Source organism: Bartonella sp. AU55XJBT, from assembly GCF_028618525.1.
Genome location: NZ_JAQITC010000007.1, coordinates 98,420 through 114,879, shown reverse-complemented (window position 1 = coordinate 114,879; position 16,460 = coordinate 98,420). Strand labels below are relative to the sequence as shown.

Annotated in this window: 15 protein-coding genes and 1 pseudogene; 4 read left to right on the top strand and 12 right to left on the bottom strand. The window is 41.7% G+C overall.

Translation table 11 applies throughout. The annotated features are described in order from the left end of the window. The 3 genes and pseudogenes from PVV70_RS05165 to PVV70_RS05155 form a co-directional block, all read left to right on the top strand. Positions 1–267 (top strand): hypothetical protein (locus PVV70_RS05165; RefSeq protein ID WP_273758223.1); only part of this gene is annotated, 267 nt, incomplete at its 5' end. Between the two features lie 2 nt (positions 268–269). Continuing rightward, on the top strand, positions 270–632 hold the full coding sequence (locus tag PVV70_RS05160) for an EexN family lipoprotein (RefSeq protein WP_273758222.1): 363 nt from the start codon (positions 270–272) through the stop codon (positions 630–632). 46 nt (positions 633–678) lie between these two features. Continuing rightward, positions 679–936, top strand: a pseudogene (locus PVV70_RS05155) (type IV secretion system protein); the annotation flags it as partial. Here PVV70_RS05155 and PVV70_RS05150 read toward each other — a convergent pair. The 10 genes from PVV70_RS05150 to PVV70_RS05105 all read right to left on the bottom strand — a co-directional run bounded on the left by PVV70_RS05150 (position 933) and on the right by PVV70_RS05105 (position 11,671). Continuing rightward, positions 933–1,526, bottom strand: coding sequence for a Fic family protein (locus tag PVV70_RS05150; protein WP_273758221.1), 594 nt, complete (start codon positions 1,524–1,526; stop codon positions 933–935). The pseudogene PVV70_RS05155 and the gene PVV70_RS05150 overlap by 4 nt on opposite strands. Further along, entirely contained in the window at positions 1,513–1,701 is a 189-nt protein-coding gene (locus PVV70_RS05145; protein WP_273758220.1) for an antitoxin VbhA family protein, read from the bottom strand. The genes PVV70_RS05150 and PVV70_RS05145 overlap by 14 nt, the downstream gene beginning before the upstream one ends. 197 nt (positions 1,702–1,898) lie before the next feature. Beyond that, on the bottom strand, positions 1,899–2,147 hold the full coding sequence (locus PVV70_RS05140; protein WP_273758219.1) for a HigA family addiction module antitoxin: 249 nt from the start codon (positions 2,145–2,147) through the stop codon (positions 1,899–1,901). A gap of 13 nt (positions 2,148–2,160) precedes the next feature. Further along, the gene (locus PVV70_RS05135) at positions 2,161–2,238 is read right to left on the bottom strand and encodes a hypothetical protein (protein WP_273758231.1); all 78 of its coding nucleotides are present in this window, start codon (positions 2,236–2,238) and stop codon (positions 2,161–2,163) included. 325 nt (positions 2,239–2,563) lie between these two features. Further along, complete coding sequence (gene glmM / locus PVV70_RS05130) at positions 2,564–3,934, bottom strand: phosphoglucosamine mutase (RefSeq protein ID WP_273758218.1); 1,371 nt, start codon at positions 3,932–3,934, stop codon at positions 2,564–2,566. A 587-nt stretch (positions 3,935–4,521) separates the two neighbouring features. After that, positions 4,522–6,690 carry an ATP-dependent zinc metalloprotease FtsH gene (gene ftsH / locus PVV70_RS05125; RefSeq protein ID WP_273758217.1) on the bottom strand — a complete coding sequence of 723 codons (2,169 nt, stop codon included), beginning with the start codon at positions 6,688–6,690 and terminating at the stop codon, positions 4,522–4,524. 114 nt (positions 6,691–6,804) lie between these two features. After that, a complete protein-coding gene (gene tilS / locus PVV70_RS05120) occupies positions 6,805–8,283 on the bottom strand; it encodes a tRNA lysidine(34) synthetase TilS (RefSeq protein WP_273758216.1) in 1,479 nt (492 codons plus the stop codon). Between the two features lie 18 nt (positions 8,284–8,301). Next, a complete protein-coding gene (locus PVV70_RS05115; RefSeq protein ID WP_273758214.1) occupies positions 8,302–10,206 on the bottom strand; it encodes a tol-pal system protein in 1,905 nt (634 codons plus the stop codon). A gap of 53 nt (positions 10,207–10,259) precedes the next feature. Next, positions 10,260–10,781 carry a peptidoglycan-associated lipoprotein Pal gene (gene pal / locus PVV70_RS05110; protein ID WP_273758213.1) on the bottom strand — a complete coding sequence of 174 codons (522 nt, stop codon included), beginning with the start codon at positions 10,779–10,781 and terminating at the stop codon, positions 10,260–10,262. A gap of 194 nt (positions 10,782–10,975) precedes the next feature. Beyond that, positions 10,976–11,671 (bottom strand): DUF1013 domain-containing protein, encoded by a 696-nt coding sequence (locus PVV70_RS05105; protein ID WP_273758212.1) that lies wholly within the window; start codon positions 11,669–11,671, stop codon positions 10,976–10,978. 394 nt (positions 11,672–12,065) lie between these two features. Between PVV70_RS05105 and PVV70_RS05100 the strand changes: the two genes are divergently transcribed. Beyond that, positions 12,066–12,812 (top strand): YebC/PmpR family DNA-binding transcriptional regulator, encoded by a 747-nt coding sequence (locus PVV70_RS05100; RefSeq protein ID WP_254492472.1) that lies wholly within the window; start codon positions 12,066–12,068, stop codon positions 12,810–12,812. An 849-nt stretch (positions 12,813–13,661) separates the two neighbouring features. On the opposite strand, the gene tolB is transcribed toward PVV70_RS05100, so the two are convergent. Together tolB and PVV70_RS05090 are read right to left on the bottom strand one after the other, a co-directional pair. Continuing rightward, entirely contained in the window at positions 13,662–14,987 is a 1,326-nt protein-coding gene (gene tolB, locus PVV70_RS05095) for a Tol-Pal system beta propeller repeat protein TolB (RefSeq protein WP_273758211.1), read from the bottom strand. 43 nt (positions 14,988–15,030) lie between these two features. Further along, positions 15,031–16,413: a cell envelope biogenesis protein TolA gene (locus tag PVV70_RS05090; protein WP_273758210.1), complete on the bottom strand. Its 1,383-nt coding sequence runs from the start codon at positions 16,411–16,413 to the stop codon at positions 15,031–15,033. Between the last annotated feature and the right edge of the window lie 47 nt (positions 16,414–16,460).

Genomic DNA, 16,460 nt, shown 5'->3' with positions numbered 1-16,460 from the left:
TTACGCCTAGAGTGGGATGCTAAATGTGGATTTGCAGGGACTTCAAAGAATTGTGAAAACATGCGGTTAGCATTTTTAGAACTTGAAAAAGAATATAAAGCACAAGCTGAAGAAAGAATTCGTAAAGCAGCAGAGGAACGGAAAAAAAGTATGGATAAACTTAGGGCTGAACATGAAAAATGGAAAGCTGAACAAAAAGCAAAAGAACAAGCCGAACAAGAAGCGAAAGAACGCGCAGCAGAAGAACAACAACAAGAAAGTCACTAATCATGAACAAGATCATCATAACAACATTGCTACTTGGCACAGGACTCATCGCTGCTGGCTGTGAAAAAACCTATAGCGTCGCAGAATTTAAAAAAGATAAAAATTTACGCCTAGAGTGGGATGCTAAATGTGGATTTGCAGGGACTTCAAAGAATTGTGAAAACATGCGGTTAGCATTTTTAGAACTTGAAAAAGAATATAAAGCACAAGCTGAAGAAAGAATTCGTAAAGCAGCAGAGGAACGGAAAAAAAGTATGGATAAACTTAGGGCTGAACATGAAAAATGGAAAGCTGAACAAAAAGCAAAAGAACAAGCCGAACAAGAAGCGAAAGAAAAAGCTGAACAGAAACAAGATAATAATTGAATTATAAATGATCATATTTGCAAACATTGAATAGAATGGATGTGCAATGGCATTTGAAAATATAACCATATTCACTGATATGAATAGCTTTGTAACGAAGGCTCTTGAAGAAATAATGGATAAAACTATTAACAATCTTTCGTCGGGGTTAAGTGCTCCGCTTAAACTATCTTGTACCATTTACATTATATTTATAGGGTACAATATCATCTATGGACGTTCTTCCATACCTTTATGGGACTTTATAGCAACAGTTTTCAAACTTGGCATTATTGTTGCACTTGCCACAAACTCAGCTGGTTATAAGAGATTAAGGTTCTTATGAATGAGTGCAGACAGATATTCTAAATTACCAAAATGTGCCGCAATTGATGCTTCTATCATTTCTTGTTTCTCGATACCCTTCCAGTTGATATGATAACCAGCTTCATTGGCAAGTTGCCCCATAAATTCACGCTGAGTACGCCCATTCCCCTCTCGAAAGGGATGCAACGCATTCACCTCTCCCATGTAATATCCAGCCCTTTGGCTAAATTCATCCATATTAAGACCACGCAGATAATGTTCTTTTGCAAGCTGTTGCGTAATCTTTAGTGCATAACTTTCAATCTGATTATAATTCGCAAACATACTATTGCCTTTGGCAATATTCACTGAACGAATTTGTCCCGCCCATTCATATATGTCACCAAACAGTTTTCTATGGATCTCTTTCATATGACCCAGATCAAACTTACCCCTAATAGGAATACTATCAAGTTCATAAGACCTTATATAAGCGAAAGTAGGTTCTACACGCTGCAATGTGGCTTTGTCTTTAATGCCAAACCGATTATACAGGACACCAGTCTCACAATCAGTATAAGGATCACCGCTCCCTTTATACTTCACCACGTTTTATCCGCTCTATAAGATCCTTGATGATATCACTTGTTTCAAGTTCACCTATAATAACCCGCTCCATCTGAGAAACGACCTGTGGATCTGGTTCCAATCCCTCTAAGCGTTGACTTGCTAATGCATTTTTAGCAGCAAAGCGACGTCGTTTAATTTCGTCTTCACTCAACATATTAAAATCCTCCTTTGTTGATATTCGTTATCGCTCGAATAGGCTACAGACACAAGATTTTATCCCTTGCTTTACCGTATCATATCTTTTGATTTTTATACGCTCTATCTCGCATTGTTTTGCTCTTCCAAATATCTCTGTTGCAAAAATTTAACCGCCGTTTGAAACTCTTTTCTGCAATCTTTATCATGAGACTGTTATTTAGAAATTGCTTTTGATAAATCATAATTTGTTTGCAGTGCGAGCCACGCACGTGCTGTGCTTACACCAGACATTTCAAGCCTAATAGCAAGATTAGCACTCATAGCAGCTTTTCCATTTAAAACTCTAGAAAGTGCTCCATGAGATACACCAAGCCACTCTGCTGCTTCATTAACCGATAAACCAAGTTCTTTGATCACATCTTCATGCAATAATTCACCAGGATTCGGAGGATTCTTCATCATTTTTTAGATCTCCTTAGTGATAATCTCGATAATCAACCATTGAAACATCTATGCCACCAAAGCGAAATATTACACGACAATTTTCATTGATAATAATTGACCAATAATCCTTGAGATCATCTTTTAGTAGATCTAATCAAAAGGACGCATAACTTTAAATCTTTTGGCGATACATCTCCTTCAAGATCCCCTAGAATAGATTTTATTTTTTCAGCATGGGCGGTTTTAATCCCTTTAGTCGTATCGGTATTATAGAAGGCTTCAATTCTTTTATGTTTAAATCCTAAAATCATAAATTAAGAGAATATGTAACAAGACAAGATATAAAAAAATGTTTATTATTTTTATATCACGCGGCTTTTTTTACTTTATAAACATTAGAATTGTCATGAAAAAAATTGATCATTCTCATTTCTTTATTTCTCAAGCACAGTACTCACGCGTTCATCATGATGGATGATCACATCCATCAACTCTGTCACGACCGTATCCAACACGTCTCGTGCATCTCCTTCGGCCATAAGGCGGATAACCGGCTCAGTTCCAGAAGCGCGGATCACCAGCCGTGCTTCTTTTCCCAATCGCTTTTCTGCTTGATCAATGGCCACTTTGACGGGATTTTTTTCCAGGACATTTTTATTTTTAATCGTTACATTTTTTAAAATTTGCGGGACAGGTTCAAATCGTTTACACAATTGGCTCATAGGGCTCTGACTTTCCTTCATACAAGCTAAAATCTGCAAGGCTGCCACCAACCCATCACCCGTTGTCCCAAAATCACTGAGCACAATATGCCCAGAAGCCTCACCACCAACATTATATCCTTTTTGGCGCATGGCCTCGACAACGTAACGATCTCCAACTTTTGTTCTGATCAGATCCAACCCTTTGCCGTTCAAAAACCGCTCCAGTCCCAGATTAGACATAATCGTTGTGACAACACCATTGGACCGTAACCGTCCCATTTTATGCCAATTTTCAGCGATCACAGCAATCAACTGATCTCCATCAACCGTTTGTGCCTTTTCATCAACAATGAGAACACGATCGCCATCTCCATCAAGAGCAATCCCCACATCAGCACGCACTTCATGCACTTTGCGTTTTAAAGAGCTTAAATCGGTTGAGCCACATTTTTGATTAATATTGGTGCCATTGGGTTCATCATGAATAGCAAAAACCTCAGCCCCCAACTCCCATAAAGCTCGGGGCGCTGCTTTATAAGCAGCACCATTAGCACAATCCACCACAATACGCACAGCATCTAAGCCAACATCACGAGGCAAAGTTCGTTTGGCATATTCAATATAACGATAAATATCCCCCTCAACTCGTTTTGCGTAACCAATTTCGGCAGAACTTGCTAAAGATTTTGACAGATCTGTATCGATCAATTGTTCAATTTTTGCTTCCATATCATCTGAAAGTTTAAAGCCATCAGGACCAAAAAGTTTAATGCCATTATCATAAAAAGGATTATGAGAAGCAGAAATCATCACCCCAAGATCTGCGCGCAAAGAACGGCAAAGCATTGCAACAGCAGGTGTCGGAACGGGCCCCAATAAAAAAACTTCCATCCCCGCAGCCGTCAATCCTGAAACCAAAGCATTTTCCAACATATAGCCAGATAATCGGGTATCCTTGCCAATCACCACACGACGCGATTGATGGTGTGAACGGAATAAGATCCCTACAGCCATCCCCACCTTCATGGCAAAATCAGGTGTCATAGGAAATGAATTAGCTTTCCCCCGAATTCCATCTGTCCCAAAATATTTTTGCACCATGCCTCGTTCCTTTATCCTTCTTCCCTTAGGCTTTTTTAAAAGCTCTAACAGCCTCCTTGGTACAATAGGCTTCCTCACCCTATACCCTTTACCTTATAAATAAGATTGACTCGATCCTCATCTTTTTAGATCATTAAAAACCCTCTTCACCATTGACAGATCTAAACGACGCTCAACCAATAATGTTTCTCCTCTGCACACATAAAGCAATATTATTTTTTAAACAGGCTTCACACATCCCTTGAATACACCCAAAGGATAGTCTCACATCCTATCAAAATCGCAAGCCAATCCATCACCTCACACCCTTGACCAAACCCGTAAGCCAATTCATCATCAAACCTCACAACCATCGGACCAAAACCGCAAAGCCCCGCACATCACTTAACCTCGCACCCTACCAATATTGTAAGAGAACAGACTACCTTATCCCCTGCTAAAGCTGTCATAATAAACGGATTTGCTTAATTTTTTGCTTCCATATTTTGGTAAACATTACATCAAAGGCGCAAGCAATGCTCACGCCTTTCTCAAAGAATTTAAAATTTTTCCCAAAACATAGTCACTCAAGTGTTTTTAAAGGGTTCTTATTTTCCTTTATCAGATCCCGAAGGTTTTAACTTTTTTTCAACACTGTTTTTACTTTGAGAATGATTAACTGACTTTGTGGAACCTTTTGCGCTTTGCGCTTTTTTCTCAGCTTCATCCGATTGCGCTTTTTTAGGCTCCATATCCTTGGATTGAGTATTACTGGAATTTGCTGTTTTCTTCCCAACAGCGCCCTCTGCTTTGCTTGCCTCACTTTTAACGTTCTCCGCTTTATGGACAACTGTTTTAGGTGCTGTTTTGGCGTCTTTTTCATCGACCACAGAGTCCTCTGCCTTCACCGTTCCAGTTTTTGGAACAGAGGAAGTCCGTGGTGCCGCCCCCTCATCTTTCTGTGTGCGTGAAGGAGGTTTTCCTGCAATGACCTCGTTAATTTCAGCACCCGTTAAAGTTTCATATTCCAACAAGCCTTGAGCGAGAGCAAACCATTCTTTTCTTTTTGTTTTTAAAATATTGGTCGCGTTTTTATAGGCATCATCAATAAGCTTACGCACTTCCATATCAATCATGCGCGCTGTTTCTTCAGAAACATTTTGTGTTCGCGCGACAGAATGACCTAAAAAGACTTCATCTTGGTTATCGCCATAAGCGACATTTCCAAGCAGATCAGAAAATCCCCACCGTGTGATCATGGCACGTGCTAATTTCGTTGCTTGCTCAATATCAGAAGAAGCCCCCGATGTGATATTTTCCTTTCCAAATTTCAACTCTTCAGCCACGCGCCCTCCCATCATAATGGCCAAACGAGAAATCATCCACCGATAACTCATGGAATAGCGATCACCTTCCGGCAATTGCATCACCATTCCCAATGCTCTTCCCCTTGGAACGATTGTTGCTTTGTGGACAGGATCAGCAACTGGCACATTGAGAGCCACGATAGCATGCCCTGCTTCGTGATAAGCCGTGAGTTCTTTTTCCTCTTGTGTCATAGCGGTTGAACGGCGTTCAGCCCCCATCATCACCTTATCTTTTGCATCTTCGAATTCTTGCATTGTCACAACTCTTTTATTACGGCTTGCAGCCATAAGAGCAGCTTCATTGACAAGATTCATCAAGTCCGCACCGGAAAATCCTGGTGTTCCCCTTGCCAAAACTTTCAAATCAACATTCGGTGCTAAAGGGACATTGCGCACATGCACTTTCAAGATTTGTTCCCGGCCAGAAACATCTGGGTTTGGCACCACAACTTGTCGGTCAAAACGTCCTGGTCTCAATAAAGCAGGATCAAGCACATCAGGGCGGTTTGTCGCAGCAATCAGAATAATACTTTCATTGGGCTCAAACCCATCCATTTCGACAAGCAACTGATTTAAGGTCTGCTCACGCTCATCGTTTCCCCCACCCAGTCCAGCTCCCCGATGGCGTCCAACAGCATCAATTTCATCGATAAAGATAATACAAGGTGCATTTTTTTTAGCCTGTTCGAACATATCTCGCACACGGCTCGCCCCAACACCTACAAACATTTCAACAAAATCAGACCCTGAAATGGTAAAGAATGGCACATTAGCTTCCCCCGCTACTGAGCGCGCTAACAGCGTTTTACCGGTTCCTGGAGGACCAACAAGCAAAACACCGCGTGGAATACGTCCTCCTAAGCGTTGAAATTTTTGTGGTTCGCGCAAAAATTCAACAATTTCTTGGAGATCTTGTTTTGCTTCTTCAACGCCAGCAACATCCTTAAAGGTAACACGTCCTTGTGCTTCATTAAGCAACCTTGCTTTTGATTTCCCAAATCCCATTGCCCCGCGTGACCCATTTTGCATTTGTCGCATAAAAAAGACCCACGCCCCAACGATAATAATAACAGGCAACAAAGAAAACAGGAGATTGAGGAAGATACTATTTCCAGAACTTTCAGGAATAGCTTTAACATTGACGTTTTTGCTTTCCAATTTTTGTATCAAACTAGGATCGCGTGGTGCAAAAGTTGAAACAGTTCTATGTTCGACAGTTTGTCCTGTTAATTTTTGACCTTGAATGGTCACCGATTTCAGCTCATTATTCTCAACTTTTTGCAAAAATTCAGAATAGGAGACTTCTCCACCACCAGAACGTTGACTATCTCCATTAAAGAGAGAAAACGATATAATCAAAATCAAGGCAATAACTCCCCAAATGAGGAGAGAGCGGTAATTGGAATTCATATTCAGCCCACTTAATCAAATATAGATTTCAAACAGTTCCCCTTAACATATAACCTTGTCAGCCCCTTGCCAAGAGATGAGAAGCTGTTTATTTTCTTTTAGAGTGATTTTTCTTTATCTTTTCACCTCAAGATTAAAAAAAGGTTCCAAAACATTCACCAGCGCAGCATCTTCACGTGAGGAAAGCCAATCGAAAGGCGCCATAATTCGCTTGATGATAACATTTTTATGAATAATCGCTTGAGAAATCAACTCCGGAATATCATATCCTCCATCATTTGAAATCATCAGCAACGATTGTAAAGAGGGAAAATGGGGCTTTTCAAGATCAAGATTGCTATTTTGCAATAAAGATTTCAGCTGTTTTAAATTTGCTGCTCCAACCTTTATAGCCTCAGATCCATGATTGGTAATCTGATAGCGCCCATCCCATATGAGTGTTTCCTCTGTCCCTACCAGAGCCTCTTTCATATTGCGCCCTTCGCGCCACAAAGCAATGCCATCTTTGTTATATTCAATCACACAGCCCGCATAAGTAAAACGCTGTTTTTCGGAAGAATGGAGACAGAGTTTTTGAACAAGCGTGCTCAATTTTTGCTTGGGAAGCAAATAAAATCCCCCACCCATCAACACGGCAAAAAGCCCAACAACGAAAGGGAAACAAACATGTTTTTGTAAAAGTGGCGCAGGCTTTTTGATGAAACAACGCCCATGTTGAACCGTAATATCCAGCGCTACAATTAAATTGGCAATATTTTGCGCTTGTTGACGACGCTGCAAGGCGGCTTCATTTATTTTTTGAGCAATATCAGTAAGCTTTTGCGAAGAAAGAGATTGGCGCACCCGCACACGTTCAAAATTGCGATCTTCGTTTGTGGGATCATCAATCCACATTTTTCCTTGTAAGCGTAAATAATTGCGCAATGTTTGGCGTTTTACACCAAGAAGCGGCCGAATCAAACGCACTTTTCCATGTAACAATGCTTCACGTGGAATACAGGATAAACCACGCTCATAGAGCCCCTCTTTTTCGGCAATATTTTTTTTCGTTTCTCTAGCATGATCTTCATCACCCATAGCTCCATCACCGCGCAACGCATCAGCAAAACCGCTCTCAGACAACCCATCACGCATAGCACTAACTTCATCGCACAAAAGCCCCCTACTCTTTTGAAGACGTTGAGACCGCATTTGGTAAGTTTCAACCTGATCATTGAGTGTATGTCCCGTCATAATAAGGGAAGCGCCTTGTTTTTGCGCTTCCAAAACCAAGAGATCATAGCGTGCAACACGAGCGCTAGAAGCAATATGTGTCTTTGGTTTTTTGCCTTCCCACCGCACAGTAATATGTTTAATGTGATGGGCACGACAAATTTCCGCAACAGTGTCTGCTTCACGCGCTGATTCTTTACGCAATTGATGATCAACCGTCACAGCAATGATTTCCGGAGGAGCAGAGAGCGTTTCCAAATACTCTTTGACCAAAAACATTAAAGCTAAAGAATCACTTCCCCCTGAGACGGCAAGAATCACTCGTCGACACTGAATAAAATCCGATGTTTTAAAGAGATTTTTTGCCAGTCTAACGCACACCCAAAACAACCTCGCTGCTTATTTTAGAGGGTTACAAAACACAGACTCTAACATTTGATGATGTTTTGATTTCTTTGCGAAAAAAGCACAATCCTTTTCATTTTTCTCAAGAGCAACCATACTCCTTGCTAATTTCAGCAAAATTTCAGAGGTATAGAGCTTCTTTTTATCGGCATACCATGCGGACAGATAAACTTGTGCTGCTTCATGATAGCGTTTTTGTCCCAACAAAGATTCAGCCAACCAAAACAAAGCATCGTCACTCAAAGGATCTTTTTTGTAACGATTTTGAAAAGCACAAAAGCGCCTTTCAGCCTCAACATAGTTGGCAGACCGGATAAAATCATACCCTTCCTTATACAAAGCTTTGGAAGAAGAAAGAGTGTCACTCTGATGTGCTTCGATATGAGCACTTACGTCATGCACTTTTTTTAAAATCTCCTCAGTTTCCTTCACATCATGGTCTTTCACATCAGCAACATTTGTCTGGTTATCCACGCTCAGCTGCTGCACCATCTCTTCTTTTTCAGTCTGAGATTTCTCATCCAACGCGGCACTTTCAACGGAACAAGAATAAACAGAAGAGTCTTTTTTATCAAAAAGCCGGTGAAATTGCTTGTTAACATTTTTTAGATTGTTATGCTCAAGCACCATCCGTATCTTATGCAAAAGCTTATCTAAATCATAATCTTTAAATAAAGCCTGCTGATTCTCTAAAATAATCCCTTGGTGCGCCGAAACATCAGAGATTTTTTTCACGGCATCGGAAGCGGCTTTATCAGCAGTATCAGTGGCTTTCTTTACCACATCGGAAGCTGCTTTTTTAGCCGCATCAGGTACTTTCTTCACCGCATCAGAAGCCTTATCAGCAGCCTCAGTGGCTTTCTCCACCACATCGGAAGCAGCTTTATTAGCCGCATCAGGTACTTTCTTCACCGCATCAGAAGCCTTATCAGCAGCCTCAGTGGCTTTCTCCACCACATCGGAAGCTGCTTTTTTAGCCGCATCAGGTACTTTCTTCACCGCATCAGAAGCCTTATCAGCAGCCTCAGTGGCTTTCTCCACCACATCGGAAGCAGCTTTATTAGCCGCATCAGGTACTTTCTTCACCGCATCGGAAGCCTTATCAGCAGCGTCAGGTGCCTTTTCCATCGCATCGGAAGCTGCTTTTTTAGCCGCATCAGGTATTTTCTTCACCGCATCGGAAGCCTTATCGGCAGCGTCAGGTGCCTTTTCCATCGCATCGGAAGCTGCTTTATCAGCAGCCTCAGAAGCTTTCTTCACGGCATCAGAAGCCTTATCGGCAGCGTCAGGTGCCTTTTCCATCGCATCGGAAGCTGCTTTTTTAGCCGCATCAGTGGCTTTCTTCACCGCATCGGAAGCCTTATCAGCAGCGTCAGGTGCCTTTTCCACCGCACCGGAAGCAGCTTTATCAGCAGCGTCAGTGGCTTTTTCCACCGCACCAGAAGCGGCTTTATCAACAGCATCCTTGGCTTTCTTCAGCACATCGGAAGCCTTATCAGCAGCGTCAGAAGCTTTTTCCACCGCACCAGAAGCCGCTTTATCAGCAGCATCCTTGGCTTTCTTCAGCACATCGGAAGCCTTATCAGCAGCGTCAGTAGCTTTTTCCACCGCACCAGAAGCGGCTTTATCAACAGCGTCAGTAGCTTTTTCCACCGCACCAGAAGCAGCTTTATCAGCAGCGTCAGTGGCCTTTTCCACCGCACCAGAAGCGGCTTTATCAGCAGCGTCAGTGGCTTTTTCCACTGCATCGGAAACAGCTTTATCAGCGGTGCCAACTTTATCCGTATCATGTGCAGGATATTCTGAAGCCTTTCGAGCCGCACTTTCAGCAAATGAAGTAGAACAAGCTACGAAAACCGCCATATAAAAGATCGTTTTCCAATTGATTTTACGATACATTCTTTTCTCCCCTTAAGAGTTCATTGAATGGTAGAAACAAACAATTTGCTCATTTAATGACTGTTCATATCACTTAGCGTTGTCACAGCACGTCGATTTTGATTCCAACAGGAAATATCATCACATACAGCTACAGGTCTTTCTTTTCCGTAAGAAATTGTTTGAATCCGTTGTGCAGACACACCGAGAGACACCAAATAATTTCGCACAGTAACAGCACGACGCTGTCCAAGTGCCAAGTTATATTCACGTGTTCCCCTTTCATCAGCATGACCTTCGATCATAATAGAATAATAAGGATAATGAAGCAACCATTCTGCTTGACGCGTTAAAATACGTTCAGCATCCGCATCCAATGAAGAAGAATCGAGACTAAAAAACACACGATCCCCCACATTAACCGTAAATTCTTGTCCTGAACCTGGTAACACCTGATTTAAACCAGCATCATTCATATAAGCGCCATTCATACCGTGAAATGCACCGGTATTTTTTTTGCCACACCCACCCAAACATAGGGAGAAAAGAAAGAGGATCGCTAAGGAACGAGAGAGAGTATTTTTGGTAGAGCACATAGTCCGTTTCTCCTTTAAAGAAGGGTAAATTCTTAAAAATATTTTTAAGAATAACCGTTAATTCCTAATGAAGACGAAATTTTTCTGTTTTTTGTCATCATTTTTCAGTCTCTGCCAATTTTTCTACCCTCCCAGCTATTCCTCTAACATCTCGATAATCAATTGAGAAACATTGCTCTGGTATGTCCTACCACTTACGCTTCCTCTTGATCTTGACGATTTTTTTGCAGCGCGTTCAATTTTGCAAAAACTCTATCAGCATCAAAAGTTTTGTGGGAATCATCTTCACTTTCATTTTCCTCTAGAGCAGCGTTTTCCGTCACAGAGGCGGGAAGCAATGACCTATCTTCTTCTGCAGCAACAGGGCGATTTTTTGCTGCACGTTGGAGTTCAAAATCTAAATCGATTTGCGAACACAAGCCAAGCCCTACAGGATCAAGAGGAGATAAATTAGCACTATTCCAATGGGTTCGAAGGCGGATTTGTTCAATGGTCGCTTTTGTTGTCCCAATCAACCTTGCAATTTGTGCATCTTTCAACTCGGGATGGTTGGTCACCAACCATAAGATACCATTGGGACGATCTTGACGTCGAGAAAGAGGGATATAGCGCGCTCCTTTACGTTTTTTTTCAGGAATGTGCACCCTTGATTGAGAAATTTTCAAGCGTGCATTTTGATCCGCCTCCACCCGGGCAATTTCACTGCGCGTCAACTGCCCAGAATTAATCGGATTGAGACCTTTAATACCATAAGCGGCCTCTCCATCGGCAATAGCTTTGACTTCCAAGACATGCAATTTACAAAATTCTGCAATCTGCTCAAAAGAAAGAGCTGTATTATCAACCAACCAAACAGCTGTTGCTTTGGGCATCAAAAGTTGCGTTGCCATCTTTATAAATCCTCTTCTGCGCCTCTTCTATGAGGCAGGTTACCGCCCATTCAAGAGCACTGGAACTTCTTCATTATATGTTCTTATATGTTCGTTTTTTCCACCCACTTTTAAAATAAAGCGAGGCTGGAATAAACTGTTTTACCATGAGATTACATTCTGTTATAGCGTGATTTTTGCTCAACGACAAGAGATCTCTCTTGGAATGATCCTCAACAAAGGTGTCTTTACCTTTAAGATGAATTTTCCTATAAAGGATTTATTTGATTATTTCACCTCATGCTGTGGCACATTTATTCTGGTGGGTATTCTGGTGGGATGCGTGTTTTATCGTCTTAAATTCTAAAAAGAATATCCACCCCAGAAAGAAAGCCCTCAAACAGGAAGGAAAACTATGGCAGGCCATTCACAATTTAAAAATATTATGCACCGTAAAGGGCGTCAAGATGCAATGCGCTCGAAAATATTTTCTAAGCTTGCGCGCGAAATTACCGTAGCAGCAAAACAAGGTGCTCCTGATCCAGCCATGAATCCACGTTTAAGGTTGGCTGTCCAAAATGCCAAAGCACAGTCAATGCCGAAAGATAATATTGAGCGCGCGATTAAAAAAGCGTCAGGAGCCGATGTCGAAAATTATGATGAAGTCCGCTATGAAGGGTATGGACCAGGTGGTGTGGCCGTCATTGTTGAAGCTTTAACTGATAACCGTAACCGCACCGCTTCAAACGTGCGCGCCGCCTTCACCAAATCAGGAGGAGCCTTAGGCGAAACAGGATCGGTCAGTTTCATGTTTAATCGGATTGGGGAAATAATCTATAAACCAGAAGCAGGAACAGCAGACAACATCATGGATGCAGCAATTGAAGCTGGTGCTGAAGATGTACAATCCGAAGAAACCGGACATCATATTACCTGCGCATTTGAAGATATTGGTGAAGTTTCAAAAACACTTGAAGCAAAACTTGGTGAAGCAGAATCGATTAAAACAATTTGGAAAGCCACCACTCTTGCTCCCATAGATGAAGAAAAAGCTTTATCCGTTTTACGACTGATTTCAACCTTAGAAGAAGATGATGATGTGCAAAATGTTTATGCTAACTTTGATGTCAGCGATGAGATTTTGGCAAAACTGTCCGTATAATGCCCATTATTGGCCCCTCTTTTCACCGATGAGGAACGAAAAAAACTATCATCTTTCCTCGTTGGTCATAAATATAAAAGCCCCGCGTAAAAAGCGGGGTCAATCATTTATAAAGCCCCAAAAAACCACAATCAATCAATTGCAAAAAATAGAACCAATGGCCCCAAAAGCGGATTGAAGAAAAAAGAAAGCGCAAAGCAAGTCTCCCCTTTAACGCCCTTGAACACGCAAACTGTTTTGATGATAAAAACATACAACACTCTATCGTCTCACGCTTTTCTTATATATTTACCTATAGTCTAAGAAAGCTCCCTCTAGCGCCTCTTTCTTTACTGTTTAAGCTTCTCCTTTCTTTCCTCCCCTCAAGGGATGAAGATGTTCTGGTCTGTAAACCATTCGGATTTTCTTAAAGACACGTTCTTCTTCTCACCCATGAAATTTACTTGAAACTTAAGAAAACACAGCTTATCATATTGATTTATAAAGTTGTTTTGCCTTATTGAAGAAGGAAGACACATCAGGGGAAAGCAGAGAAAACCTGCTTGACAACCCTCTGGTCTTTAAGCAAACCAGATCAGAAAGGAAGTCAAAAAGATCTATAGCAACAGTTTGAAGAATAAAGGCAATCTCCCCCCAAAACAGCTCTATTTTTTCAAGAAATTGTTTTTTTTTAAATATTTTCGTCTCAAGAAGATTCGACTATCGATAAACGACAGCCCCGATGCTGGATGAAATTGATAGCCCCCATGCCCCCTCTCACAAGTGCGTTCTTTTAACTGGTTAAAGACCTTTGAGATTGTGTAGACTCTATACTTTCTCTGTTTTTATCTTTTTATCAAGCATTTTGTTTTACTGTATATTGAGCAATGGCGACCATGCGGGATCAGAAGCATCATTGGGTGTGGGGAGTAGGCGTTCATTGTGTCCTGTAATGTCAATGGTATAGATTTTGGGTCCCATACCGGGGTTTTTACGAAAGAACATCAACACACGACCATTGGGAGCCCAAGTCGGTCCTTCATTGTGAAACCCTGTGGTTAAAATACGTTCTCCTTGTCCATCAGGGCGCATAACACCGATAGAAAATTGTCCGTTTAATTGTTTTGTAAAGGCGATATAATCACCCCGTGGCGACCAAATGGGTGTCGAATAACTCCCCTCGTTTAAAGAAATACGCTGAATATCACTGCCATCCGCATTCATTTTATAAATTTGCGGCTTTCCGCTACGGTCTGAGGAAAAGACGATTTGCTTTCCATCTGGTGAATAAGAAGCAGAGGTATCAATGGCAGAAGTTGTTGTCAATCGCGTCATTGTACGGGTCCGCAAATCCATGGTGTAAAGATTTGCACTTCCATCATTTTGCAATAAACTCATGATGACTTTTTGTCCATCAGAAGAAAAACGCGGAGCAATTGTCATGTTATGAAACGTTCCAATCAATTCTCTTTGCCCCATTTCAATTTGCTGGAGATAGACATGAGGGATTTGATTATCCTCATAAGCCATATAGGTGATTTCTTGCCTTTTGGGTGAAAAACGCGGTGTAAGCACCAATTCACTTCCATCAGACATATAAATCAAATTTGCACCATCTTGATCCATCATTGCTAAACGTTTAATGCGTGCATTTTGCGGACCTGTTTCATCGATAAAAACAATTCTTGTATCAAAATAGCCACTTTCTCCTGTCATTTCACTGTAGATCTCATCAGCGATCATATGGGCCACACGCCGCCAACGTTCTGTCGCGGTATAAAAACGCCGTCCTTTCAATTGTCGCTGTCCAAAAACATCCCATAGACGAAAATCGACTCTCAAACGTCCGTCGCTTTCTCTCATGACTTGCCCCATCACCAAACCTTGTGCTTTTATTTTCTGCCACGAAGCAAAATGCGGTTGTTTATTCGGATTAGAAATTTTTTCAAAAAAATGTTCCTTATCAAGTGGTAAAAAAAGCCCCGACCGTTCAAGATCGGCTGTTACCACAGCAGATATTTTCAACCCGATCGAATCATTGGAGATAAAATCTGTAATTGCAATGGGAATGGGATTAAAATCAGCGCTGGAAATCGTTCCTTTCAATTGCGCATAAGCCGATGAGAAACTTGAAAGCCACAAACCACAAGTGACAATAAACCACGTAAAAACTTTATGTCTTGTTATAGTCCTCATGGAATGTGTCCTTTCATTAAGCGAATTTATTGTCTCTTATTTATCATCTTATTTCTTGGAGAGGGTCAACATTAAAGTCAAAACCCTGCCCCCACAGGCCATATTGATCACGGGGAAGATCTGCATAAGGTTGGCATGAAAAGACAGCGGCATAGACCTGCCTTATCATAATCGCTTGTTGACTCTCAAGACCGCTTACGGGATCAATGATAGGATCCCCCATAACCATCCCTTCACGATCTAAGTAAAAACGCAACCGCACGATGGGACGGTTTTTTAAATCGCCACCAAGTGCCACAAGTTTAAGCTTCTGTTGAATGCATCCCCCTGCAATGTTGACCAATGTTTGTGCCATTTTTGTGGTATCATTGATATTTTTTCTTGCCCCCATTGCTTCTGGTGTATGAGAACGTTTTGCTCCCCCTCCTTGTGAGCGCACACGATTGAGCAAATTATTTTCTTCCAGCGCTAAAATATCTTCAATGGTCTGTTTCTCTTGATTTTTCTTGTTAAACTTTGACGTCTTTTGCTTCAATGCAGCCTCATTCTTCATTGGAAATTTTTCATTAAATTTTGGTTTAAACTGCGGAAGAAGAGGTTTTTCTGGAAGTGCAATTTTAGGCACTTGCTGAACAACCTGCTCGGCTAGTGCCTTTTGCACTGTTGGAGCCAATTCTTTTGGCAATATCCTCTCTTCATTTTTGTGCGCAGGCTCAGGCACAGTCTTAGACGCTTCCTCCGGTGTTTCTACAGATGATATCTCAGGTGCGAGCTTGGGAGAAGCCTCCGATGTTTCTACAGGCATCTCAGGGACAAGCTTGGGGGGAGCCTCCGATGTTTCTACAGGCATCTCAGGAACAAGCTTGGGGGGAGCCTCCGATGTTTCTACAGGCATCTCAGGCGCAAGCTTGGGAGGAGCCTCCGATGTTTCTACAGGCATCTCAGGCGCAAGTTTGGGGGGAGCCTCCGATGTTTCTACAGGCATCTCAGAGACAAGCTTGGGAATTTCCTCCGCTGCTTTTGAAATTTCCTCTGTTTTTACTTCAACTGGTTCTGTAAGTTTGGATAGTTCTGAGGGATTGCTTGGCGGCGGCGGTGTTGTCTCAACGGGACGCGGCTTTTCCTTTGGTTGAAAAGGTGCAAGACTATCTCGTTGTCCTTCTCCAATATGGCGAGCATCTTCTTGCTCTTGGGGGTAAGTCGTTGGTTTAACAGCAGGGATTGCATGGAGTGGCGCTTTCACAGCGCCTTGTTGAGAGGAAAATTCTTCCATCAAAGGCGCAAGAGTAATGGGAATTGCTTCCAAGGGTTGTGGCAAAGAAACAGAGTTTGTAAACTGAACGGCGCCCCAACTGAGAAAAATAACATGGATCACAAGGGATAAAGCCAAGCCTCGTTTCATGCTATGATAAGAGTCTTTGTTCATTCTTTATGCCTTAATTAATACCTTGTATTTTTTCACTTTTAATCACG

Coding starts and splice junctions, on each gene's coding strand:
- PVV70_RS05160 (WP_273758222.1), top strand. CDS start 270: ATGAACAAGATCATCATAACAACATTGCTACTTGGCACAGGACTCATC.
- PVV70_RS05145 (WP_273758220.1), bottom strand. CDS start 1,701: ATGTTGAGTGAAGACGAAATTAAACGACGTCGCTTTGCTGCTAAAAAT.
- PVV70_RS05140 (WP_273758219.1), bottom strand. CDS start 2,147: ATGATGAAGAATCCTCCGAATCCTGGTGAATTATTGCATGAAGATGTG.
- glmM (WP_273758218.1), bottom strand. CDS start 3,934: ATGGTGCAAAAATATTTTGGGACAGATGGAATTCGGGGGAAAGCTAAT.
- ftsH (WP_273758217.1), bottom strand. CDS start 6,690: ATGAATTCCAATTACCGCTCTCTCCTCATTTGGGGAGTTATTGCCTTG.
- PVV70_RS05115 (WP_273758214.1), bottom strand. CDS start 10,206: ATGTATCGTAAAATCAATTGGAAAACGATCTTTTATATGGCGGTTTTC.
- pal (WP_273758213.1), bottom strand. CDS start 10,781: ATGTGCTCTACCAAAAATACTCTCTCTCGTTCCTTAGCGATCCTCTTT.
- PVV70_RS05105 (WP_273758212.1), bottom strand. CDS start 11,671: ATGGCAACGCAACTTTTGATGCCCAAAGCAACAGCTGTTTGGTTGGTT.
- PVV70_RS05100 (WP_254492472.1), top strand. CDS start 12,066: ATGGCAGGCCATTCACAATTTAAAAATATTATGCACCGTAAAGGGCGT.
- tolB (WP_273758211.1), bottom strand. CDS start 14,987: ATGAGGACTATAACAAGACATAAAGTTTTTACGTGGTTTATTGTCACT.
- PVV70_RS05090 (WP_273758210.1), bottom strand. CDS start 16,413: ATGAACAAAGACTCTTATCATAGCATGAAACGAGGCTTGGCTTTATCC.